Origin of the sequence: Flavobacterium sp. ov086 (assembly GCF_900187965.1) — a bacterium.
In the GTDB taxonomy this organism is placed as follows: Bacteria; Bacteroidota; Bacteroidia; order Flavobacteriales; family Flavobacteriaceae; genus Flavobacterium.
The window spans coordinates 17,787-43,952 of record NZ_FZNL01000021.1; the positions used below are offsets into that span (position 1 = coordinate 17,787).

Annotated in this window: 16 protein-coding genes and 1 tRNA gene; 11 read left to right on the top strand and 6 right to left on the bottom strand. The window is 33.8% G+C overall.

Annotated elements, in window-relative coordinates:
• Nucleotides 1-46 precede the first annotated feature (46 nt).
• From CHB81_RS20045 to CHB81_RS20090, 10 genes are all read left to right on the top strand, one after another.
• Nucleotides 47-121: transfer RNA gene (locus CHB81_RS20045), tRNA-Leu, on the top strand.
• 576 nt (nt 122-697) lie between these two features.
• Entirely contained in the window at nt 698-1,105 is a 408-nt protein-coding gene (locus CHB81_RS20050) for a septal ring lytic transglycosylase RlpA family protein (protein ID WP_089353621.1), read from the top strand.
• A 249-nt stretch (nt 1,106-1,354) separates the two neighbouring features.
• A complete protein-coding gene (locus CHB81_RS20055) occupies nt 1,355-3,838 on the top strand; it encodes a DUF2339 domain-containing protein (RefSeq protein WP_089353622.1) in 2,484 nt (827 codons plus the stop codon).
• Nucleotides 3,825-5,051, top strand: a complete 1,227-nt coding sequence (locus CHB81_RS20060; protein ID WP_141130431.1) for a DUF3999 domain-containing protein — start codon at nt 3,825-3,827, stop codon at nt 5,049-5,051. The genes CHB81_RS20055 and CHB81_RS20060 overlap by 14 nt, the downstream gene beginning before the upstream one ends.
• Before the next feature lie 243 nt (nt 5,052-5,294).
• Nucleotides 5,295-6,062, top strand: a complete 768-nt coding sequence (locus CHB81_RS20065; protein WP_089353624.1) for a ParA family protein — start codon at nt 5,295-5,297, stop codon at nt 6,060-6,062.
• A gap of 5 nt (nt 6,063-6,067) precedes the next feature.
• On the top strand, nt 6,068-6,970 hold the full coding sequence (locus tag CHB81_RS20070; RefSeq protein WP_089353625.1) for a ParB/RepB/Spo0J family partition protein: 903 nt from the start codon (nt 6,068-6,070) through the stop codon (nt 6,968-6,970).
• Nucleotides 6,970-7,530 carry a DUF5683 domain-containing protein gene (locus CHB81_RS20075; protein ID WP_089353626.1) on the top strand — a complete coding sequence of 187 codons (561 nt, stop codon included), beginning with the start codon at nt 6,970-6,972 and terminating at the stop codon, nt 7,528-7,530. Before CHB81_RS20070 ends, CHB81_RS20075 begins: the two co-directional genes overlap by 1 nt.
• 37 nt (nt 7,531-7,567) lie before the next feature.
• The gene (gene dapB, locus CHB81_RS20080; protein ID WP_089353627.1) at nt 7,568-8,269 is read left to right on the top strand and encodes a 4-hydroxy-tetrahydrodipicolinate reductase; all 702 of its coding nucleotides are present in this window, start codon (nt 7,568-7,570) and stop codon (nt 8,267-8,269) included.
• Nucleotides 8,270-8,338: 69 nt separating this feature from the next.
• Nucleotides 8,339-9,895, top strand: coding sequence for a signal peptidase I (lepB, locus tag CHB81_RS20085; protein WP_089353628.1), 1,557 nt, complete (start codon nt 8,339-8,341; stop codon nt 9,893-9,895).
• A gap of 90 nt (nt 9,896-9,985) precedes the next feature.
• Nucleotides 9,986-10,603, top strand: a complete 618-nt coding sequence (locus CHB81_RS20090; protein ID WP_089353629.1) for a WbqC family protein — start codon at nt 9,986-9,988, stop codon at nt 10,601-10,603.
• Between the two features lie 189 nt (nt 10,604-10,792).
• Here CHB81_RS20090 and CHB81_RS20095 read toward each other — a convergent pair whose 3' ends face one another.
• Nucleotides 10,793-12,091, bottom strand: coding sequence for a S28 family serine protease (locus tag CHB81_RS20095; protein ID WP_089353630.1), 1,299 nt, complete (start codon nt 12,089-12,091; stop codon nt 10,793-10,795).
• A gap of 171 nt (nt 12,092-12,262) precedes the next feature.
• Here CHB81_RS20095 and CHB81_RS20100 point away from each other — a divergent pair, with 171 nt between their 5' ends.
• Nucleotides 12,263-13,483 carry a Xaa-Pro peptidase family protein gene (locus CHB81_RS20100; RefSeq protein ID WP_089353631.1) on the top strand — a complete coding sequence of 407 codons (1,221 nt, stop codon included), beginning with the start codon at nt 12,263-12,265 and terminating at the stop codon, nt 13,481-13,483.
• Nucleotides 13,484-13,556: 73 nt separating this feature from the next.
• Here CHB81_RS20100 and CHB81_RS20105 read toward each other — a convergent pair whose 3' ends face one another.
• From CHB81_RS20105 to CHB81_RS20125, 5 genes are all read right to left on the bottom strand, one after another.
• The gene (locus CHB81_RS20105; RefSeq protein WP_089353632.1) at nt 13,557-17,408 is read right to left on the bottom strand and encodes a M43 family zinc metalloprotease; all 3,852 of its coding nucleotides are present in this window, start codon (nt 17,406-17,408) and stop codon (nt 13,557-13,559) included.
• Nucleotides 17,409-17,776: 368 nt separating this feature from the next.
• Complete coding sequence (locus CHB81_RS20110) at nt 17,777-19,234, bottom strand: SusD/RagB family nutrient-binding outer membrane lipoprotein (RefSeq protein ID WP_089353633.1); 1,458 nt, start codon at nt 19,232-19,234, stop codon at nt 17,777-17,779.
• Nucleotides 19,235-19,245: 11 nt separating this feature from the next.
• Complete coding sequence (locus CHB81_RS20115; RefSeq protein ID WP_089353634.1) at nt 19,246-22,452, bottom strand: SusC/RagA family TonB-linked outer membrane protein; 3,207 nt, start codon at nt 22,450-22,452, stop codon at nt 19,246-19,248.
• A gap of 250 nt (nt 22,453-22,702) precedes the next feature.
• Nucleotides 22,703-24,865 carry a DPP IV N-terminal domain-containing protein gene (locus CHB81_RS20120; protein ID WP_089353635.1) on the bottom strand — a complete coding sequence of 721 codons (2,163 nt, stop codon included), beginning with the start codon at nt 24,863-24,865 and terminating at the stop codon, nt 22,703-22,705.
• 2 nt (nt 24,866-24,867) lie between these two features.
• A complete protein-coding gene (locus CHB81_RS20125; protein ID WP_089353636.1) occupies nt 24,868-26,163 on the bottom strand; it encodes an aminopeptidase P family protein in 1,296 nt (431 codons plus the stop codon).
• Nucleotides 26,164-26,166 lie beyond the last annotated feature (3 nt).

Below are 26,166 nucleotides of genomic sequence, written 5' to 3' on the forward strand. Positions count from 1 at the left end.
AAAAACGCGGTGCCAAGCGATATCTTGACGGCATAAAATTTGAATATGTGATATAGCGTAGCCCGGGTATCGCGTCCCGCTTAAGGCGGGAAGGCCGCAGGTTCGAATCCTGCCACCCCGACAAAAGTCTTTTCATTTTTTGAGAAGACTTTTTTTTTGCTTTTAACTCACTAATATGTATTACACTTATATTGGATCAACACGAAAACCTGTGGAGAAAAAAAAAAAAAAAAATACCGCAGAGAACGCTAAGTTTTTTATCTAAGAATGCCTTAGAAAGCATAGAGTTCGCAAAGCTAAATCAATACAAAGCTTTGCGTCCCGAGCCTTCGGGATGCCTTTTACAAAGCTAAGAGTAAAAAAACTTAGCGTTCTCTGCGGTAAAAAATAATTAGTGAGTATATTTTATGTTTTTCCACAACATTTAGCGTTGATCTAAAATTTTACCGTTTTTCAATTATAGCTCGAGTTTCAACCGTGAGACACTGATTGCAACATAATATCGCGCTCCAACAGTTCAAACCGTTGGCAATGTTAGTAATCCGGTAATTGCTTTCTCATGATAGAAAATCGGAAAAATCAAAGATTAGATTTTTTCAAACCTAACAAAAGTCTTTTCATAGCATAAATAAACCCTATACTATATATCATCCTTTTTAAAATAAACTTGATTTGCCAAAATTTAGAAATTTTAAAAATGAAAAAAATAATATTCTATCTTCTTTTTGTAGTTTCAACAATAGCTAATGCACAAGAAAACTCCGAGCCTATTATAGAAGAAAACACAAAAACTGAAAACTTCGAATTATTCAAAACAAATGCTCATGCTTCTTATTACCACGATAAATTTAATGGAAGAAAAACAGCAAGCGGCAAAAGATTCGATAACACTAAATTAACCGCTGCTCATAAAAAATTCCCTTTTGGCACAAAACTAAAAATCACCAATGAAAGAAATAATAAATCTGTCATTGTAGAAGTTATTGACAGGGGCCCTTTTATTAAAGGTCGAGAAATTGATTTAAGCAAAAAAGCCTTTATGGATATTACTGCAAACAAAAATAGCGGATTAATGTTTGTGAAAATTGAGATTCTGACAGATTAAACCCTTTCTTCTCATTTTAAGCAACATTCTTAAACATCAAAATCTGCCACATCTACAACAGAGGACGTTGTGTCCTTAAAATTAACAAATTACACATTCATATTTTACTATTCTACAAAAATCCTTTCATATTTTAGAGTGCGCTTTTTTCGCTTTTAGGTTTTAATTAACACGAAAAAACTAAATAAACCGCCTTCGTATCAAAATGTTATTATATTTACCAATCATAACATCATACCTAATTTCTTTATGGAAAGTTTTCTTTTAGTTGCGTTATTTTGTTTTCTAATTTACATTCTTAATACGATCCAAGGTCGATTTAACAATCTCGAAGACGATATTCAGAGACTTAATAAAAAGATAGATCTTTTAAAAACAGTCGAAAAACCATCCGAAACTATTCCGGTAATAAAGAAAGAAGAATTCAAAATAGCGCCCGAGGAATCCAACAAGGCTACTTTTGAACCTGCTAAACCAGAAGTATCTCAAGAAAAAATTGCATTATCATCTAAAATCGATAATTCACCTAAGCCAATTGAATCAAAACCGATTGAACCAAAACCAATCCCTAAACCGATTATTCCTGTTGAACCTGAAAAATCATTTTGGGAAAACTTCAAAGAAAAAAATCCGGATTTAGAAAAGTTCATTGGAGAAAACTTAATCAATAAAATTGGAGTATTAATTCTGGTTTTAGGAATAAGTTATTTTGTAAAATATGCAATCGACAAAGATTGGATCAACGAACCTGCACGTGTTGGAATTGGTGTTTTATGTGGCGCATTAGTTATGGGAATTGCGCATAAATTGCGTAAAAATTATGCGGCATTTAGTTCCGTTATTGTCGCCGGAGCTATTGCCATTTTCTATTTCACAATCGGGATCGCTTTTCATGATTATCACTTATTCAATCAAACTGTCGCTTTTAGTATAATGGTTATTATTACTGCTTTTAGCGCTTTGATATCTTTATCTTATGACAGAATTGAACTAGCCGTTCTTTCATTAATTGGTGGTTTTGCAGTTCCGTTTATGGTTAGTACCGGCGAAGGCAATTATGTAGTTCTCTTTACTTACATCATCATTTTGAACGTTGGAATTTTGGCTTTAGCCTATTATAAAAAATGGAATCTGGTTAATATTCTCGCCTATATATTTACGGTACTTTTATATGGAGCATGGCTGTCTAAAGACTTAACTTCGGGCAAGCCACATTATTTGGGAGCGCTTATTTTTGGTTTTGCTTTTTATTTTATTTTCATTTTAATGAATATCATTAATAACATCAGATCAAAAGGAGAATTTTCTAAAACTCAACTCACTATTCTTGCTAGCAATACCTTTTTATTTTATGGTGCAGGAATGGCGATTTTAACTAATTACCATCCGGAATTAAAAGGTTTATTTACGACTGTTCTTGCGTTATTAAATTTGATTTATGCCTGGTTTTTATACAAGAAATTCGAACTCGACGAGAAAGCTGCATATTTGTTAATTGGCTTAACATTGACTTTTATAACCTTAGCAATTCCTATTCAGTTTGAAGGTAATTATATTACTTTATTCTGGGCTGCCGAAGCTGTTTTACTATTATGGCTTTCTCAAAAATCTAAAATAATCAGTTATCGTTTTGGTTCTATTATCGTTCATGTTTTAATGATTTTTAGCCTGATTATGGATTGGAATAAATATTATTATGGTAATTTACCTTTAAATATTATCATCAATCCAATATTTATAACAGGTGTTTTTGCCACAGCTTCGTTGTTCGCAATTTGGTACTTATTAAAAAATGAAACTGAAAAACTAATTGTTTTCGATATTACATTTAATCCTGAAAACTATAAAAAACTTGTTCTGGAAGTCGGCTTCGTACTAACTTATTTAACGGGTTTATTCGAAGTAATTTTTCAATCGAATCATTATATAGAAAACTTATACAGTGCAATTTCATTACCTATTTTGTATCACTTAGTATTCTCTGCAATATTTACTTCTTTTTTAATAAAAAGAAAAACAGAAACAGGATATCAGGGAGTTTTATTGATCGCAGCTTCTAATATTATTTTGTTTGCTTTTTGGTTCTCCAACTATCCATTCTTAGAACACAAAGACATTATAAGTTCCGGAATCGGGGAATCTATTGCTTTTTATCTTCATTATGTTTCATTAATTATCACGATTTATTTTGCCTATCAATTGTTCTTAATCTATAAAAAAGCTGATTTTGATCTTTTCGAACATCGTTATTTTATGTGGATTGCGGCTTTTTTAATCATATATATTGCCAGTTCAGAAGTTATGCTTCATGGTCTTATTATAATGAATTCCCCAGTTACAATTCATGATTTGCAAACAAGTACGTTGTATGCAAGCTATAAATCTAATTTGCCGCATTTACGTAATTTTATAGCCGATGATAATATTGGATTGGCGAGAACTAAAATAATCAAAACAGGATTTCCGGTTCTATGGGGAATTCTGGCTTTTGTGTTTTTAATTGTTGGAATAAAAAAACAATACAAATCTTTAAGAATTATTGCTTTATCCTTACTTGGATTAACTATTTTAAAATTATTTATATACGACATCAGCAACATTTCTGAAACTGGAAAAATCATATCATTTATCCTTTTAGGAATTTTAATTTTGATTATCTCTTTTGTATATCAAAAAATTAAAGTCTTAGTTATTGATGAAAACAAGCCAAAAGAAAACAATGAAATTGAATAAATTTATCTTAGTACTATTTCTTTCCAACCTTTCGTTTGGACAATATAATACAACTGCAAAACTAAAAAAGGCGGCAGAAAACGGCATGCATGAAATTGTTTTATCGCCTGAGATCAGATCTTTTTCAAAACAAGATTTAAGTGACGTTCGAATATTTGATTCTAGAGGAAATGAGATTCCTTATTTTATTCAAAACAGTAAAGACGTTTCATCAAATTCATTTGTAGAATACAGTATTATTTCTAAAACGGTTTCTCCGAAGAAAACTACTTCGATTATTATTGAGATTCCATCAAATAATAAAAACAATCAGCTTTCGCTTTTTATTGCGAATTCTAATGTCGAAAAAAAGTATTCTGTTTCCGGAAGTGATGATCAAAAAGAATGGTTTGGAATATCAGATTCGCAAATACTTTCTGATTTAAATAGTGCATCAGAAACCAGTGTTATCAAGACAATTTCATATCCTTTAAGTACATATCATTATTTAAAAATAGATTTTGACGATCGCAAAACACTCCCTGTTAATGTTCTGAGAGTTGGAAATTTCAATACTCAATTGCAAAAAAGTGCTTTACAGGCAATTGTTCCAAAGAAATCATTTACAACAGAAGATCATTCAAAAAAAGAAACACAAATTCATGTTCTTTTTGCTGCTCCACAAGTTATTAATGAGATTTCGTTTGAAATTTCAAAACCAACTTATTACAATCGTCGCGCTATTTTATTTATAAAAGTAAAACAAGAAACGAAAAGAAAATCTTCAGTAATTGAGGAAGAAATTGCTTCTTTTGAATTAAACTCAAACGTAAAAAATACCTTTACTATTCCTGAAATATTCGAAAAAGAAATTTATATCAAAATAGAAAATCACGATAATCAGCCTTTATCTGTTTCGGCAATAAAATACAGTCAAAAACCAATTTCTATAGTTGCGGACTTAAGTGCTAATGAAAGTTACATTCTTAAAACCGGAAACAAAACTTTGACCGAACCTGATTATGATCTTTCAAGCTTCAAGAATAATATTGCTGTTAATTTACCACAAATATCTATTTATGATATTCAGCAAAAAACCTCTGATAAAAATCAGATCGAAAACAAATCTTTTTGGCAGCAATCATGGTTTATGTGGCTTTGTATTATACTTGGAGGACTTACAATCTTCTTTTTTACAGCGAGTTTAGTAAAAGATTTAAAAAGAAAGAACTAAACAAAAATTAGAATTAACATTTAAATAGTTTTTTCAGATTCAAACTTTGAATCTGTTCCTTTTTACCTTAAAAAGTGATTTTAACAGAAAGAGATTTCAACAATAACTTCATTAATATCAAAAAATAAATTCGGTAAAACACGCACAAAACAAAGGCTTCCCAAAGTTTAGCAAATGTTAACAAAATAGATTTTCAGAAACCATAAATAATTGTATTTTTACGGTTCAAAATTTAGAAAATAAATGGGCAAAATCATTGCGATTGCTAATCAAAAAGGAGGCGTTGGAAAGACTACTACATCTGTAAATCTTGCGGCCTCATTAGGTGTTTTAGAAAAGAAAGTATTACTGATAGACGCTGATCCTCAAGCAAATGCTACATCTGGTCTTGGGATTGATGTAGAATCTGTTGAAATTGGTACTTACCAAATACTTGAACACAGCCACACGCCGAAAGAAACCATTATAAAATGTTCAGCTGTAAATGTTGATGTAATCCCTGCTCACATTGACCTTGTTGCCATCGAAATCGAATTGGTTGACAAAGAAAACAGAGAGTATATGCTTAAAAAAGCATTAGAAAGTGTGAAAGACGAATATGATTATATCATTATCGATTGTGCACCTTCGTTAGGTTTATTAACCTTGAATGCATTAACTGCAGCTGATTCTGTAGTTATTCCTATTCAATGTGAATATTTCGCACTTGAAGGTCTTGGAAAACTATTGAATACTATAAAAAGTATCCAAAAAATACACAATCCGGATCTTGATATCGAAGGCTTATTACTAACGATGTACGATTCAAGATTACGTTTATCAAATCAGGTTGTTGAAGAAGTTCAAAAACACTTTAACGATATGGTTTTTGATACCGTAATTCAGCGTAATGTAAAATTAAGCGAAGCTCCAAGTTTTGGTGAAAGCATCATTAACTATGACGCAACCAGCAAAGGAGCAGTTAATTACATTAATTTAGCTCAAGAAATTATAAAGAAAAACAGTAAATAGTTTTTATGACAAAAGCAATTAAAAAACAAGCCTTAGGAAGAGGATTATCAGCATTATTAAAAGATCCGGAAAACGACATTACATCAGTAGAAGATAAAAATGCTGACAAAGTTGTTGGAAATATCATAGAGCTTGAAATAAGTGCTATCGAAATAAATCCATTTCAGCCTAGAAGCAATTTTAATGAAGAATCATTACGTGAATTAGCTACTTCTATTAAAGAACTTGGCGTAATTCAACCTATAACTGTTCGAAAATTAGACTTCAACAAATACCAATTAATTTCTGGAGAGCGCCGTTTGCGTGCTTCAACTTTAGTTGGCTTAACTCATGTTCCTGCATATATTCGTATTGCCAATGACAATGAGTCTTTGGTTATGGCTTTGGTTGAAAATATCCAACGTCATGATTTAGATCCAATTGAGATCGCACTTTCATACCAACGTTTAATTGACGAAATTCAATTAACACAGGAGCAAATGAGCGAGCGCGTTGGAAAAAAACGTTCTACAATTGCCAATTATTTACGTCTTTTAAAATTAGATCCGATCATTCAGACTGGTATTCGTGATGGCTTTATCAGCATGGGTCACGGTAGAGCGATTATTAATATTGAGGATTTAGACGTTCAGACTGATATCTACCAAAAAATTGTAAGTCAAAATCTTTCTGTTCGTGAAACAGAAACATTGGTAAAAAACTATCATGAAAGCTTACAACCAAAAGCAGAAGGAAAAGCAAAACCAGACTCTTCATTTGTAGTTAAGGAAACACAAAAAAATACTTTCAACGATTATTTTGGTGCAAAAGTTGATGTAAAGGTCGCAGGTAACGGAAAAGGAAAAATCACAATTCCTTTTAATTCTGAAGCTGACTTTAATAGAATTATAAAATTAATAAACGGATAGTGAATAAGATTGTCCCCATAAGTCTATTGTTCTTTCTCATAGGAACCGTCTCTCTTTTTGCTCAGGCAAAAGAAGAAACGGTTTTGGTCGCTAAAGACACTACCAAGCTACAAGAAATAGACCCGCTTACTCCAGCAAAAGCCGCTTTTTACTCGGCAATTTTACCCGGTTTAGGTCAAGCATACAATAAAAAATACTGGAAAATTCCGCTTGTTTATGGAGCAATCGGTACCAGTTTATACTTTTATATTGATAACAATAAAAAATACCACGATTATCGCGATGCCTACAAACGAAGATTGGAAGGCTATAATGACGATAATTACAAGTTTTTAGATGACAGCCGACTTATTGCCGGACAAAAATTCTATCAACGAAACCGAGATTTATCTGCTCTATTTGTTGTTGCTTTCTATGTTTTAAACATTATTGACGCCAACGTTGATGCGGCTTTAATCCAATTCAATGTAAACGAGAGATTATCACTACGCCCGGAAGTTTACCCCAACGATGTAACTTTCAGACCAAATGTTGGACTAACTTTTAATTACCAATTTTAAATAGCTACTGTTATTTAAAGATCAAAAAATATACAAAATGAAAATTGCGCTTTTAGGATACGGAAAAATGGGTAAAGTAATTGAACGAATTGCTTTAGAAAGAGGTCATGAAATTGTTTTAAAGAAAGACGAATTCAATACATACGACGGACTTTCGACAGCTGATGTTGCTATCGATTTTAGTGTTCCTACTGCTGCCGTTGACAATATTTCGAATTGTTTTCACGCAAATGTTCCTGTAGTTTCAGGTACAACTGGCTGGTTAGAACATTTTGACGAAATGGTAGCGCTTTGTAATGAAAAACAAGGAGGTTTTATCTCAAGTTCAAACTTTAGTTTAGGAGTAAATATCTTCTTCGAGTTAAATGAATATTTAGCCAAAATAATGTCACAATTTGACTCATACAAAGTGACGATGGAAGAAATTCACCATACGCAAAAACTAGATGCTCCAAGCGGAACAGCTATTTCTCTTGCTAAAGGTGTTATTGAAAACAGCAATTACGCTAATTGGACTTTAGATCAGGCAAAAAACAACGAAATCCATATTGAAGCTAAAAGAATTGGAGATGTTCCGGGAACTCACACGGTAACTTACGATTCAGTTGTAGATAGTATCGAATTAAAACATACTGCTCACAATCGTGAAGGTTTTGCTCTTGGTGCTGTTATTGCTGCAGAATGGCTTGCCGGTAAAACTGGTATTTATAACATGAAAGACGTATTAAACTTAAAATAAACAGATTTAAAGGTTAAGACAAAAACTTCAGATAAAATGTCTTGATCCTAAAACTTTAAACACAATATCATGACTCTATATTTTTGGTTTGTTTTTTTCTTAGCGGTTCAGGTTATTCACTTCATCGGAACTTGGAAAATGTATGTAGCAGCAGGAAGAAAAGCCTGGGAAGCTGCAATTCCGGTTTATAATTCGATTGTTTTGATGAAAATAATTGGCCGACCAACCTGGTGGACCATTTTACTTTTCATCCCGATTATTAACTTGATTATGTTTCCGGTTGTTTGGGTTGAAACTTTAAGAACGTTTGGAAAAAAATCTACTTTAGATACCATTTTAGGAATTTTCACTCTTGGTTTTTATATCTATTATGTTAGCTATACTCAAAAATTAGAGCATAATGCGAATCGCAAATTAACTTCTGAAAATAAAGCCGCTGATACTGTGAGTTCATTACTTTTTGCTATTATCGTAGCAACATTAGTACATACTTATGTGGTTCAGCCTTATACAATTCCTACTTCCTCATTAGAAAAATCTTTGTTAATTGGAGACTTTTTATTTGTTAGTAAAGTAAACTACGGACCGAGAGTACCTATGACAACTATTGCATTGCCAATGGTTCACGATTCTATACCGTTAACTAAACGTAAATCATATTTAAGCTGGCCACAATTACCATATTTCAGATTACCTGCTTTAGAAAAAATCAAAAGAACCGATATCGTTGTTTTTAACTGGCCGGTTGACACTGTACATTATTTTTACGAACCAAAAGGAAGACCCGGTGTTATAAAACCAATTGACAAAAGATCAAACTACGTAAAAAGATGCGTTGGTATTCCTGGAGACAGCTTATCTATTAAAGATGGTTTTGTTTTTATCAACGGAAAAAAATTAGTTTTACCGGAACGTGCTAAACCACAATACTCTTATGCAATTGCCTTAGACGGAAAAACACCTATCGATTTTGAAACTTTATTAAAAGAATTAGACGTTACGGATGGAGCTTACTTTAAAGATGAACAAAAAAGAGATACTCTTTACTTCAGAGCTTTAACAGAAGCAAGTGCAGAGAGATTTAAAAATACCCCTGGTGTAACTGGTGTAATAAGACAAATTCAAAGAGGAAATGATAATTCAATTTTCCCTCATATCAACAAATGGAATCAGGATAATTTTGGTCCGATTTACATTCCGGAAGCTGGAAAAACTGTTGCTTTAAACAATGAATCTTTGCCTTTCTACAAAGAAATCATTACGAATTACGAAGGAAACACATTGCAATTGGATGGTTCTAAATTTATCATAAACGGAAAACCAACAACAACTTACACTTTCAAACAAAACTATTATTGGATGATGGGAGATAACCGTCACAACTCTGAAGATAGCCGTTATTGGGGTTACGTTCCTGAAGATCATATCGTAGGGAAACCGGTTTTCATCTGGATGAGCTGGGATACAAACGGAAAAGGAATCAATAAAGTTCGTTGGAACAGAGTTTTCACAACCGTTGACGGTGAAGGACAACCACAATCTTACTTTAAATATTTCTTATTTATTCTTGCAGCATATTTTGTTGGAGATTATTTCTGGAGAAAAAGAAAAGAAAACAAAGCATAAAAAAAATAGTTATTTTTGTTTCAGGTTTCATGTTTCAAGTTCGCAAAGAACCTGAAACATGAAACCTGAAACTTTTAAACAAAGAATATAATGAACTCGTTATTACTTCCTACCTATTTTCCTTCGATAAGCCACTTTGCAGTTATGGCTCAATCTGAAAATATTACTTTTGAAATGGAAGATAATTTTCAGAAACAGACAAATAGAAACCGTACTTACATCTATAGTCCGAATGGAATTCAATTATTAAATATTCCTATTAAACATTCCAAAACATTACATCAGAAAACAAAAGATGTATTGATTGAAAATGAATTTGACTGGCAAAAACAACATTTCAAATCATTGGAAGCATCTTACAGAAGCTCTCCTTTTTTTGAATTTTTTGAAGATGATATTCGTCCGATTTTCGAAAAACAACATACTTTCCTGATGGACTTAAATTTGGAAGTTTTAGATATTACCATCAAATGTTTGCGCATGAAACTGGAGTTTAACAAAACCACAGAATACTTTCATGAAGTAGAAAATATCTCTGATTTCAGAGTTTTGGCAAACGGAAAAAAAGATCTTAATTCATTCGAAAAATATACTCAGGTTTTTGATGACAAACACGGTTTTATAAACAATCTAAGTGTTTTGGATTTACTTTTTAATGAAGGTAAATTTGCTGTGGATTATCTAAAAACACAAAAACTATTGGTTTAAATTATTTAACCGCAAAGTTCGCAAAGGTTTAATCTTACTTTATACATAGAAAACACAAAGTTCGCAAAGCTAGATCAACAAAAGCTTTGCGAACTTTGCGGTTATTTTTTGCCGCGAATCACACAAATTTCCACAAATTAATTTGTGTTGATTCGTGAAATTCGTGGCGGATAACCTTTTTATTCTGTCTTATTTTTTTTCTGCAGGATCTTTTATCTCTAACCATCTCGAAAGTGTTTCCATAATTAATTCTTTATCTTTTTCAGGAAAATCTTTAACTCTTGTGGAATGGCTTCCGGTTGGGAGAACCATTTTTAATGCATCTAACTTTGGATTTGGTGTTGGAGAACAAGAAAACCAAGTATCATAACCTCCGTAGATATACAAGATTTTATCTCCTTTGTTTTCAACATATTTTCGAACTTTATTAATGTATTTTGGATTATACTTTATAGTAACATCTTTTGGTGCAAATCTATCATTTGAAGAACTTTTTACAGCTTGAAGCAAATCGGCTACCGGAGTTAAATCAAAACCATAATATCCTAGCTCGCTTAAATGCTGATAATAAGACGGCAGATACTTAAAGTAATTTTTATCATTGTAAGTTCCCACTCCTACTATATCATTCAGATAATCAAATAGTTCTTTTGGAGTAGCTGTTACTGATGGAATTGCATCACATTTTCCTCCCCATTGCCAAAATGAAAAAGGGAATTCTAAAACAGCATATTCTAAAGATTCATTAAACGACACTTCAGTAAATGTCATTTTTTTTTCTTCAGCATATTGCGTAAACTCTTTTAAAACAGCTTCTCTATTCTCCAAAACAGCTCTTTGAAATGCGGTGATCTTAGCCCTGCATTCTACTGTTCCAACAGTTCTGTCGTGATTTATTGTTCTAGGATCTTCCTGAGTATTTATCAACGGGGCTACATAAGGCATCGCTACATCGACATCGTTTGGATATTTTGACTTATAAATCAAAGAAGTTTCCCCTCCTTTACTGATTCCGGTTGAAATCCATTTACCTGAATATATTTGTTTAAGCTTCATCACGATATCATGATAATCTTCAATTGCCTGATCGTTCGTCAAATATTCCCACGGAAGTGGTTCCGGACGGGATTTTCCATAAAAGCGATATTCAACTGCAATTTGATTAGCGTTTAATAATTTACTTACTTCACTTTTGATATTATTCGTATTATAACCATGTGTTTCGATAACCATAGGTTTATTAAAATCAAGATGAGAAAGATAAATATAATGTTTGAATGTTCCTTTTTGAGGATTTTTATGATCTAATGGTTCATCCAAAATTAATTGATACGATTCTGAATAACCTTCTAAGTTTTCTATAACCGTAATTTCAGCTTTTGGAAACAATTCTATAAGCTTTTGATGTAAATTTAATGTTGCTTGTGCCAATCCAAAATGTGAGATCAGAACAAAACATAACAATACTAAACTTTGTAATTTTTTCATTTTTTGACGTTTAATTGAATTTCTAAAAATACAGGCAATGTAAATCTAAATATGATATTATATTACCCGTAAATTATTCTATTTTATCTTCTTTAAGTTAAAATACCACTATCCAAAAATAATATCTTAATTTTGAAATTGACTTGAATCAATAACCTTAAAACATAAAAGATGACTATTGGAGTTGGCGGATCTAACGTAAATACGGAACTGGAAAAAATACAAAATATGACACTGAATGTAAAAACCATTCAGCCGGAAGAATACAAAAAACGTATTCAAAAAGCAGTGTCTCTAATAAAAACGGCAGGCTTTAAAGCTTTATACCTAAATGCCGGAACCAATTTATATTATTTTACAGGAACTAAATGGAATCCTTCTGAAAGAATGGTTGGTGGAATATTATTCGAAGACGGAAGTTTAGAATATATTGTTCCAAAATTTGAAGAAGGTACTTTTAATAAATACAAACAAATCGACGGTAAAATTAATTGTTGGGAAGAACATGAATCTCCATCTGTCTTATTTGGAAAAACCCTTCAAAACAAAAACATCAGCGCAGGTAAAATTGCTCTGGACGAATCTGCTGGTTATTTTTTAATTGATGCTATCGTTAAGGCAAATCCTGCTTATGAATTTGAGAACGCGCAAGCTATTACAGCGGGATGTCGCATGCACAAATCAGAAAATGAAATTGCTATTATTCAGCAGGCAAAAGAAATCACAATGGTTGTACAGCGTGCTGCTGCTCGTATTTTGCATCCGGGAATAAAAGTCGAAACGGTTGTTGATTTTATAAATCAGGCGCATATTAAAGCAGGAATTCCGAGTGGTTCTTATTTCTGTATTGTTTTATTTGCCGATGATTCTCAATATCCGCATGGCGTTACTGTTCCTCAGGATTTAAAAGATAATGATGTTGTATTGATTGATACGGGTTGTCGCTTAGAAGGTTATTTATCTGATATTACCCGAACTTATATATACGGAACTCCAACTGAAGCGCATATAAAAATCTGGAACCTAGAGAAAGCAGCTCAAAAAGCAGCTTTTGATGCAGCACAATTAGGAGCAACTTGTGGTTCTGTAGATGATGCAGCCCGAAAAGTAATTGCAGAAGCAGGTTTAAGTCCTGATTATGAACTTCCGGGATTACCTCATCGCGTTGGTCATGGAACAGGATTAGACATTCACGAATATCCATATCTGGTAAGAGGTAATGCTACAGTTTTACAAGAAGGAATGGTGGTGAGTAATGAGCCTATGATTTGTATTCCGGGACAATTTGGAATTCGTCATGAGGATCACTTTTATATGACTTCTGAAGGTCCAAAATGGTTTACAACTCCTATGCACAGCATTGACAATCCTTTTGGGATTGATGTAAATTAATTTTTTATTTTAAATAAAACCAAAAGGGGAAACGATAAATCGCTTCCCCTTTCTTCTTATAACCAAATTACAATTACTTAATTAACAATTTTTTATTCTCCGTGAAGCTTCCGTCTGTAGCCACTACTATGTAAATTCCTTTTCTAAGATGATTAACAGGATAAGAAGTTACATTGTTTTGTAAAACATCTATCAAATCTCCCGTACTATCATAAATCGATATTTTTATACTTTGAGAATTTAGATTTTTGAAAGTAAAATTAACTACATCTGAAGCTGGATTGGGATACATTGAAAACGATTTTGTAAAATCGATTTGATCCGGTCCTGCGCTTCCGTTTTGTAAATCTATCGTCAAAGGATTGCTCCAATCGCTAAATTCTGTCGCATTTTTTGCTCTCACTCTAAATTGGTAAACGGTTTGCGTTCCTTGTTTCGGAATCCATAAATAATAAGTTGTTGAAGTTCCAAATGTTGTCCAGCCTGTAGTTGCATTATTTAATTGCACTTCGTAACTCGTAGCATTAGAAACTGTTCCCCATGAACTATAGAATCCCGATGAATAAACTCCAGAATTCCCCGTAATAGGTGTTGCCAATGTTATCGGATTTGGATTCGTCACCGTTCCTGAAACTACCGTATAATCTTCCACTTCACCATCGGTAATATTACCACAAGCAGATGGATTTGAGTAGTATTTCATTACGATACGCATTCTTGTAGTTCCTGTAAACGCAACCGCAGTAAAACTTCCGGTAGCAGTTCCGTTTGAAGAAATTCCGTCGATCACTTTTTCCGAAGCTTCAAAAACATTGTTCTTATTGTAATCAATCCAGATTCCCCAAAATTCCAAATACGCATCACCTGAGAAACCTGGCGCCAGACTTACGTTTGTAAGTGCGTTTGGCGCTACGGTTACCACTTTAGCAGTATAATCAGCATAACCACCTGCATCTTTTCCTGAAGCATTATTAAAACTTCCGATAGTTACAGAATTAATGTATTCATATTTATTATCTGATTGGGTCGTACAATAAGCTGAATTAGCTGTAATTGTTGCCGAAACTTCATTAGAGTACGAAGAATAAATTGTATTTGCCTTTGCACGAACTCTGTATTTGTATGTATTTCCAGCTGTTAAACCAGTATTAGTGTACGTTAACGTCGCACTTGGCAATGTTACAATTTCGGCAAAAACATTATCAGTTCCTGCTCTTTCAACTACAACGTTTGTAGCATTTGTAGCATTATTTATCCAAGTCAATTGCACTTGCAAGCTAGTATTGTCTGGAACTGCCGTTAAACTTGTTGGAGCCAAAACAGTGACCTGAGTTTGTGTTCCTGCTAAAATTGATTCATTTGGTTTTGTATTATAAGCATAATCCAAAACAGTATAACCAACTCCACCCGCTTCTACTTTAACATGCATCCAACCGTAGCAAGTACGCCCTCTGCTCATATATTCAAAACCAACATATCCGGTTTGATTGTCCCAAGCAGTATAAGTCGCTGTTCTCAAATCTAACTGATCAGGATATGCAGCTCCCGGAGCTACAAAACTACTTGATGCACCAATAGATGTTCCTTGATTGATCAAAGTAATATTTCTTGTTCCGGTTTGGCAAACTAATCTTTTACCATACGTTTCGATTTTTAAAGCTGCAGCTGCAAATTGCCACGCTCCATACTCTGTATTATCCCCAAGTCCTAAATTAAAATATTGCCATGTTTGTGCCGCCGAAGCAACATAATCAGAATTATTAACATAGAAAACTCCGTAAGGTGAATCAAATTTCAAATTGATTGTTTTTGCAGCATTATCAAGAGTAGAGATTCCGCCGGTAATGGCAGCATCTTTAAAGGTAATAACCACAGAAGCGTCATTTGCAGGAAGATGTGCAGTTGCTTTTCCTGTAAAAGATACCGCAACTTTATTATTTGCCTGAAGCGTTAATACCGCCGTTAATCCAGAAGGAACTCCGGTTACCGTATAATCTGTTCCTGCAGTAAATGTTCCGGTACTTTTTGTAAATGTTGCATTATTAGTAGATAATGTAATTGTACTGGTTGCTGTTACACCACCATCATTTGCTTCTGCTTCATATAAAACGCTATCTGATAATGTTACGGCAGTTTTATTAGACATTCCGGTGTAGATTGGTGCATTTGGTTGTGTGTTATACGCATATTCAGAAATGGTAAAAGCATCTCCGCCTGCCGCAACATCAACTTTGAACCATCCGTAACAAGTTTGTCCGTCAATTAAATATTCAAAACCTACATATCCTGATTTTCCATCCCAAGCTGTATAACTTGGTGCTCTTAAATCTAATTGATTCGGATATGCGCCCGGAGCTGTCATATTACTTGTTGGTCCAACTGCTACATTTTGTCCTAATAAAGTAATGTTTCTGGTACCGGTTTCGCAAACTAACTTTTTACCATAAGTTTCAATTTTTAATGCATTGGCAACATAACGCCAACCTCCATATGAAGTATCGTCTCCTTTTGCGATATCAAAAGCTTTCCAAGTTTGACTTGAAGAGATATTTATATTCGGCATATCAACAAAAAATATCCCGTACGGATCTGTAAATTTCAAATTAAAAAATAAAGATGTACAAGATAGCCCTGTTGTCCCTCCGGTAAATGCAGCTGGTAAAAAGGTAATTCTGGCTGTTGTATTTTGTGCTGCGGCATGATTAACAGCTTTTCCTGTAAGAGTTACCGTTACTTGTCCGTTTGAATTTACAGTAACTACTGGTGTAAGACCCGCTGGAAAAGTGTGAGTATAATGTGTTCCGGTAGTCATTGTTCCTGAGCTTAAAGCAAATGTTTTGCCCGCACTAAGTGTTACTACTGATGGCGTATTGAATGCTCCATCGTTTACAACAGTTTCTTTTAATGTAGTCACACTTGCAACCAAATTACTTTCTATTGAGTTAACTCCCGTGTCTATTAAATTTTGTGGTTGCCAAAGTGTTATTCTCGCAGGATGCTGCAATGCTGCCAACATTCTGTCGATTTGTCCTTGGGTATACATTTTATAACAACCTTGCGCACCATTATACCCCATGTAGTTTTCGAAGTTTACTTTGTCTCCGCTACAATTGGTTCCGGGTGTACAAGCCAAAGTATGCAAACCGTCTTCCGCAGGAGTATCAGCAACTTCATCGGTTCCGGTGCAGCCTCCTTCAAAAGTGTGAATTAAATTTAGAAAGTGACCAAACTCATGCGTTAACGTTGCCGAAAATTCTTTACTATATGAGTTGTCGTAAAGATAAGCTCCGTTAAAAACAACACGTGCTGTATTGCTTGCTGTCATTCCGGAATCAGGATACCAGGCAACTCCGGAATTGTTTAAAGCTCCGTCGTTATACAAATCATTCTGAATATAAACATTCATATATTTTTTATTATCCCAGGCATCTGCAGCAATCTGGTCGTCATAACCACCGCCATTTCCATAACCGTTTTTTGCACTATGAAAAACGACACCGGTTGTGCAACCGCCATTTGGGTCTTTTTTGGCGAGTTTAAATTCGATGTTGATTGTTCCTCTTCTTGCCTGAAAAAAGGGTTCAACGGTTTGGTAATCTGCATTTCTTCCATTGAAGTCATCATTTAATTGTGCCAAATGATTAACAATTTTTTCATATGTAATTGTTTTACCGCTTTGCACATCTCCGTAAATGTGAAAAACTACAGGAATCGTATAAGTAACAGCTGCTGTTTTTGCAGTTTTACTTTTGCGTAGAAGGGCAAAACTCTTAGAAAAAGTATCGAAATCTTTTTTCTCTTTAAGCGAATTTGGGTTCGCCCGATACATTTTTGCGTTTTCTTCCGTCGTCCGGCAAGGAAGTCCTTGCGCGCTAATCTTTCCTACCGAAAAAACCAGCAATAACATTAGTAATTTTATTTTCATAATATGTTTAGGTTAAATTGTTGCCACCAAAATTACCAACATACGTACTATTTTACTGATACTATGTTAATTAAAAACAATACATAATTAACACCTTTTTAACTTTAAAAAAACACACTATAAAAAAATAAACTAATAATTATAAGTATTTAAAACTAAAACAATCAATTTATTACATATACACCAATCACGCGTATAAATTATTACCATTTAACCGCAGAGAACACAATGCAACAAAACGCAAAGTTCGCAAAGCTATTTATTATAAACTTTGCGAACTTTGCGTGAACTTTACGGTTAAAATAAAAACAAAAAAAACCAGGAATCTATCTAAAGATCCCCGGTCAAAAACAGAAAACTAACTCAAATTAAAATCTGTCCCAAAATATTTTTGTTGTCATTAAATCTCCACCAATTGCGGTAGCTGCTGCTTCATAATTATTTTTATTCAGCGTTTTATCAAAAAGCGAATAAATATTACGAACCGGTACTTTTCCATCTGCTGCTTCAACTGCAGTCGAAGGCGCTTGTAAAACAGGAAAATCTAATCTTCTGTATTCTGTCCATGCTTCAAATCCTCTATTGTAGTAGGCGATCCAAAGCTGGTACGCAATCTTTTCTTTAGGTGTTCCAGTAGCAGTTGCAAAAGCAACATCGGCTCTGCCAACATATGTTTGTGCGTCGGCATTTGCTACTCCCCAGAAATTCATACTTGCCAAAATTCCTTTTTTATAATATTCCTCTGCAGTTCCACCTACAGAAAATCCTCTATTAGCAGCATCTGCAAGTAAAAAACAAGTTTCTGTATAGTCAAAAATAACTCCTGGATTTGTTTTCAGTTTTAATCTTGGCCCTACATTAGAGAAATCTCCATAAGTCACTTGTTTTGCATAAGGCGCTCCTTTATAATTACCCTCTTTTTTAGATTCCGGATTGAAGAAAACATCGCGTCTTGGATCATTTTTTGCATTCAATTCATTGACAAAAAACTCTGTTGGTACAGTCTGTTTTTCGTTTACCAAAGTATCATATAGAGGATTCATATCGATAATTGACGAGAAATACTGAAACAATGCAGTTTGGCTCTCATTTGTCATTACTCCGGAATTATAGGCACTTTCAATCATGCTCTTAGCTTTTACCGCATCCACATCGGCAAGATGCAAACCTAATTTCAGCTTCACACTATTGGCTAATATTTTCCAGCTGGCCACTCTACCCTGATAGATTAAATCTCCATTAGCAAAACTTCCGTTACTACTATCCATATCAGCTATTGCAGCATCTAATCTTGTTGCTAAATCTAAATAAACAGTTTTTGCATCGTCATATTTAGGAAGCGGATATGCTGCAATATTCAACGCTTCAGTATAAGGAACATTTCCAAACAAATCGACAAGCGTTTGATACACCATAACAATCTGAACTTCAAGTATCGAAATTTTGTTTTTCTTAATTGCTATATCAACCGGACCTAACGCCTCTATGTTCTTAATTTGTTTTTGAGCGTTTATCAAATCCTGCAAAACATCTCTGTACAATAAAATAGAATGAGAATTTCCTAAGTTTCTTCTTTCCTGATTGTAATTTACCTCATCTGTATAGGTAGTACTTGTCCAATATTGTGCGTACCCTCTAAAATTATTATCATTTACAGAAGCATTAGTTAGGAAATAAGCATAATTAACCTGTGCGCTTGTCATTAAAGCACTGGGTAAAGCAGTTGTATATGCTTTTTTGTCCAGATTTAATTCATCGACACTATCACATGAAGCAATCGAAAGTAAAATGGCTCCTGCAAAAAATATTGTTTTTATTATTTTCATCTTGTTTATTTTTAGAATTGAACTTTCATATTAAAGTTATACTCCTTTGATGTAGGCAAAACTCCGGTTTGAAAACCTTGAAGATTTCCTGAAGACATTCCTGCTTCCGGATCTGCATAGGGTAAATTTTTACTTATGATCCATAAGTTAGATCCATTGAAGGCAAAAATTATATTACTTATAAAAGTCTTTGCAAGAAATTTAGAAGGTAATCTATAGCTCAATCCTACCTCACGTAACTTTACATAAGATGCATCGTAAACATATTGTTGCTCCGGCATTGAGTTATAAAAAGAATAACCGTCTGCTCCTTCTACACTTACAATCTTATCATTGGGAGTTCCGTCAGCTTTTACACCCGGTAACAAAATTCCTCCGCCATCTGCAAGGGGATCTCTTTGTGGATGTCCTAAATGATTATTCGTTACCGTGCTTTCATAGATTCCTGTTGTGTGTCCAAAACGTTGATCTAATGAATACACATCTCCACCTTTTTTCACATCAATTAAAAAGTTAAATGTGAAATTTTTATAAGTCAAAACGTTATTAATACCACCAATCCAGTCCGGATTCACATCACCAATAATTGCTCCTGCAGTTTGCTGGTATCTTCCGTTTGCACGAATTACTTTTTGTCCGTTTAAATAGGTAAATCCTGAACCTATAAATTGTCCAACCGGTTTTCCAACCTCAGCAACATATCCTATACCCTGAAAAGATCCTAATGAAATCCTGTCTGCTCCTCCTAATGAGATCACTTCATTTTTGTTAGTAGACCAGTTTATTTTTGCTTCCCAAGAGAAATTTGCAGTTTTAACCGGAATTACATTCAACGTCACTTCATATCCTTTATTTTGAACATCTCCTGCATTTATCCAAGCTCTTGTATACCCTGTTTGCGATGGAGTTTCAATAGAAAGAATTTGATTTGTTGTGTTTGTTTTATAGTATGAAAAATCAAAACCTACTCTGTTTTTAAACAATTTAAATTCAAAACCTGCTTCAAAACCTTTAGTCAGCTCACTTTTTAAATTAGCGTTACTTTTTTCGTTTTCTGTAGAAAAACGAATTCCGCCAGGACCAAAATTATCATTCTTAGAATAAGTCGCTACAGTCTTTCCAAAAGGGGCATCATTTCCTGTTTCTGCATAATTCAGGCGTACTTTTCCAAAAGACAACCAATCTGTTTTAAGGTGATTACTAAAAATATAAGTTCCTGTAATAGACGGGTATGTATAAGTATTATTTTCCTTTGGCAATGTCGAAGACTGATCTACACGATATGTTCCCTCTAAGAAATAAGTGTCTAAAAAATTAAAACTTGCATTAGCATAAACACTATTTGTTCCCAAAGTTGTCTGATACTCTGTAGGATTATTTATTTTATCAACCGAATTACTTAAAGCATACATTCCCGGCACGACTAAACCTCCGTTAGTTCTGGCATAAATCGAAGTACTAATAGAACGTCTTGTATTTCCACCAATCATTCCATTGAACTTTATACCTTCAGTAATACCAGTCTTAAAACTCAGGATTAAATCAAAATTGACCTCTCTAAAATCTTTATCGTACCTAGAATATTGTCCTTGTCCGTTTGGCGTTCTTTTTGACCCTACAGCAATACGCTCTTCTTGTAATTGATGGTAATAATCTACAGCACCTTTACCGGTAATATCAAACCAGTCGTTTACTTGTGTAGTCAAATTAACGTTTCCAAAGAAACGATCACGATCCATAGTATTGTAATTATTATATCTCTGGAAATAAGGATTGTCATGAAACTGAACTGTTAAATCATTCGGTCCGGTCACGTTCCATGTTGTGTTTCCACCTGTTAGATTATAAGCATCTCTTAAATCTTTAAAATCTACACTTGTTGAATACCATTGTCTAATACTACTCAAATAATTGTTTCCACCATCACCATAACCTGTTTCATTCATTCCTTTCGCATTCGCTTTTAAATAATTGGCAGAAGCTGATATTTTAGTCTTAGGCTTTAAGTTATAACTTGCTGAGAAATTAAAATTATCCTTGCGATTATCACTATTCGGTAAAATTCCCTGATCCTGATTGTAATTTGTATATCCAAATCTGAAGTCACCATTTTCATTAGATCCGGCAAATGCAACATTATTAACATATGTTACACTCTTTTGATAAAAACTATTTGGGTTTTCCTGTACTGCTGTCCAAGGAGTTGCTTTTCCGTAACCTGGCAACTGAGGATAAAATGATTTCCAATTGTAAACTAATAAATTAGGATCAAACTTTGGTCCCCAGGAAGCATCATCGGTTGCAGCATAAGGATGTTCACCACTGCCTAAATTTACTGTACCATAAAAATCTCCATAACCCCCGCCATATTGATTTTGATATTCCGGCAATGTCTTTTTATCAACTACACCAACAGTAATCCCAGAACTAAAAGTCACTCCCAGACCACCTTTAGATTTACTTCCTTTTTTTAGGGTAACCAAAATAACTCCGTTTGAAGCTCTTGAACCATATAATGCCGAAGCCGCAGAACCTTTCAAAACGTTCATTGTTTCGATATCATCCGGATTAATGTCTGAAGCAGCATTTCCGTAATCGTATCCACCAGTATTACCACCGCTTTTTTGGTCAGCACTGTTCGTGTTATCATTATTTAACGGAATTCCGTCTACGATCCATAATGCCTGATTGTTTCCTGTTAGCGAAGTTGTACCACGAATAATAACATTGGTAGAACCTCCAATATTATTGTTACGTCTAATTTGTACTCCGGCAATTTTACCCGAAATTGAGTTCGCAACGTTTCCTGTATTTACCTTTGTCAGATCTTCGCCTTTTATTTCCTGAGTGGCATATCCAAGAGATTTCTTTTCTCTCTTAACGCCCAAAGCGGTAACCACGATTTCCTGAAGCTGTTCTGAACCTCCGGCTAAAACTACATTCACAACAGCATTTGAAGCTGTTATTTCCTGAGTTTTCATTCCAATATAATTAAAGACCAGTACAGAATTTGAACTTGCTTTAATAGAATATTTTCCGTCAAAATCTGTTTGAGTTCCTGTTTTTGTTCCCTTAATCAATACACTCGCACCCGGCAAAGGGATTCCTGCATTATCTGAAACAATTCCCGATACAACCCGCTCTTGTGCGAGCGCAAATTGTGCTAGCAGTACAAAAAAAAGTACCACCGTTTTTCTTTGAAAAAACTTAAATTTCATAAATAGGTTTTATAATTAGTATTGGCAAATATTTTGCTTTTTCCATAATTTTTATGACAATATATTACCACAAAAACCTATTATATTACCCTTTAATTACACATTTATTATTTACATATGTATTATCTTACCTTTAAAAATCTAACTTAATTCTTCATTTAAATTTTCTGAATTTTTCATCTATTCCAAAACAAAAAAAGGAGAACCTCTTTTTACAGAAGTTCTCCTTTTTTAACCTAATTAGTAAATCTTATTTTGTTCCCGGAGGACATTTTTCATATATAAATTTCATAAAAGTGTCTACCAAATGTCTTGTAGTTCCTTCACCTTCATATATAGAATGTGAACGATTTGGATAAATCATTAAATTAAACATTCTGTCATATTTGATCAATTCATTAATCAAAACCTCTGCATTTTTGTAGTGTACATTATCATCTCCCGTTCCGTGAATGTAAAGCAAATTACCTTTCAGATTCTTTGCATACGTAACCGGCGAAGCCTGAACATAAGTTGCTTCGTTCTCACTTGGTAATCCCATATAACGCTCAGTATAAATATTATCATAAAAATGCTGATCTGTAACTGCCGAAATTGCTACACCTGTTTTATATATATCAGGATATTGAAACATCAAATTCAATGTTACTGCTCCACCGCCACTCCATCCATGAACAGCAACTCTATCAGCATCAATAAAATTCCATTTCAAAACTTCTTTCGCCGCCATTGCCTGATCGCGAGTATTTATAATTCCGATATTTTTATAAATAGATTTTCTCCATTTTGTTCCTTTTAATACTGGAGTTCCCCTGTTGTCCATCGCAATTCCGATGTATCCTTTTGGAATTAGCAAATCTATAAATTCATTAAAATAAGGCGTATCATTTGCTACCGAAGCCATTGGTTCACCATAAACATAAAAGAATAATGGGTATTTTTTTAATGGATCAAAATTTAATGGTTTTGCCATAATTCCATCCATTTCGACACCATCAGCAGTTGTTACTTTAAACTTTTCAAGTGAAAAATTACGATTTGGCTTTGCAAAAACATCTGCCTCCTTTGGCAATATTTTTTTATGATCTGATAACGAAACCAAGCGAATATTATAATCGCGATTGATATTAGAATTCGTATGTTTTGCATATGATCCATCAGTAGAAAATTGATATTCGTTTGTTCCTTCAAATTCTTCAGGAGTAATTCTTTTTGTTTTCCCTGAGTTCAAATTCGTTTCATACAAATATCTTTGCGTCGCATCTTTAGGGCTTGAGATATAGTAGATCGATTTTGTTTTGTCATTATAAGCTTTATAATAAGCATCATAATTTCCGGTTGTAACTAATGTTTTTTTCTTTCCGTCAGCACTAATTTTATAAACATGCATCCAGCCATCAGCATCAGAACTCCATAAAAAAGATTTTCCATTATCTACAAACTGACACGGAAAACCATCATAAACTCCCGAAGAAATATCAAAAACATCAATCCACTCCGGTGATTTTTCCTGATAGATTAAATTTGCTTTACCCGTTTGTGCATTGCAATTATAGATTGAAGCCTGATTTTGGAGTCTGTTTAACTGAATCACCATTACAGCATCTTTAGCAACCCATTCCATACGAACCAAATAATTATTATCAGGTTCACCCGGAATATCAAGCCAATTAGTTTTTAAAGAAGTGATATCAATAACACCAATTTTTACTGAAGAAGGTTTTTCTCCCGCTTTAGGATATTCTACCGGAACCACAAATGGATATAGCGCATCTGTGTTATTAATCATTAAATGGAATTTTGTTTCTGAAGCATCAACGCGCCAAAAAGCAATACTTTTTCCGTCAGGACTCCAACGAAATCCATCGCGTGCCGCAAGTTCTTCTTCGTAAACCCAGTCAAAAGTTCCGTTGATTACCTTATCCGTTCCATCGGTTGTTAAAGGAGTTATTTTCCCCGAAGCCAGATTTTCCAGATAAATATTATGCTTAGAAACATAAGCAACATTCTCGTTGTCATTTGAGAATTTAGCAAACATCAAAGATGATTCTTCTAAATTTACTCCCAACTTTCTTCCTTTTCCGGTTGTCAAATCAAAAAACCAATAATCTCCTTTAGTTTTTGCTCTCCAAACAGTTTTTGAGTTCGTGTAAACTAATACTTTTGTCTTGTTTTGATTCCAAACCAAATCTTCAACTTCGCTATTGAAACCTGCATTTTTTAATTGTTCACCTGTTAAAACAGTCGTACTTTGATTTAACTTATCTACATCGTAAACCAAAACATTCTGATCAGAACTTACCCAGAAAGAATGCGAATTGGGAAGCCATTTTAGCTCATTGATATCAATGCCAGTCTGAGCAAAAATACCTGAGCAAACAAAAAGTAGTAGTAAAAAGTGTTTTTTAATCATGTTTATTTGATGTTAATTAGTGATTCTATTTCTATAATTTCAATTGGCAGTTCCTCAGATAAATTGATGTTTCCGTTTTCTGTCAATAAATAATCATTTTCTAGTCGGCAGCCAATTCCTTCTTCCCTAATATAAATTCCGGGCTCGCAAGTTAGGACCATTCCTTTTTCGAACGGTTTAGAATATAGCCCGACATCATGAACATCAAGTCCTAAAAAATGTGCCGTTCCGTGCATGAAATATTTTTTATAAGCCGGATTTTGTGGATCCTGAGCCGCGATTTCTTCTTTAGTAATCAACTTCAGTTTAACCAATTCTGCTTCGATCAGACTTGCCATTTGCAATTCATAATCTTTTGACAAAACTCCGGGTTTCAAGAATTTTGAACCTTCTTTTAAACAATATAAAACAGACTCGTAAACTTCTTTCTGACGTGGTGAAAATTTTCCATTTACCGGAAGACAGCGTGTAGTATCTGAATTATAATTAGCATAACAAACGCCAAAATCTACCAAAATCATTTCGCCATCTTTACAAACAGAATCATTGGTATTATAATGAAGTGCACAGGCATTTTTACCAGAAGCTATAATAGGCTTGAATGCATGACGATTTCCTCCATTTTTAATATATTGATAAGCTAGTTCAGCTTCTAATTCGTATTCTTTTACATCTGGTTTCACAGCTTTTAAAAGTCCTTTAAATCCTTTGACACTTATGGAGATTGCTTTCCGAATCAAATCGATTTCTTCATCAGATTTTACTGGTCGCAATTCTCTGGTAATTTTAGCAACACGCTCGTATTGATGCAAAGGGTATTTTTGTTTACACCACTGAATCATTCGATCCTGACGTGTATTCATTTCTGAAGTTACCCTTTTAATATGCTCGTTATGCCCTAAATAAATTACATCTGCTTCAAAAGCAAAAAGCTGAATTGTCTTTTCGAATTCATGAATCCATTTCACATTTTTAATTCCCGAAATAACCGAAACTTTTTCTTTCGTCAGGAAATCTCCTTCCCAGATTAAAGTGTGCTCACTAACTTCTTTTACAAATAAAATTGCTCGGTTTTCTTCTTTAAAAGCATAAGGATAAAGTACTAAAATAGTTTCGTCCTGCTCAATTCCCGACAAATAAAACAAATCATTATTTTGCGCAAAACCCATTACATCATCTGCGTTATTGGGCATTACATCATTTGATGTTAAAATTGCCAAACTATTATTTTGCATCTTTTCGATAAACCTTTTTCGGTTATTCTCAAACAAAGAAACTGGAATTGAATCGTATCTCATCTT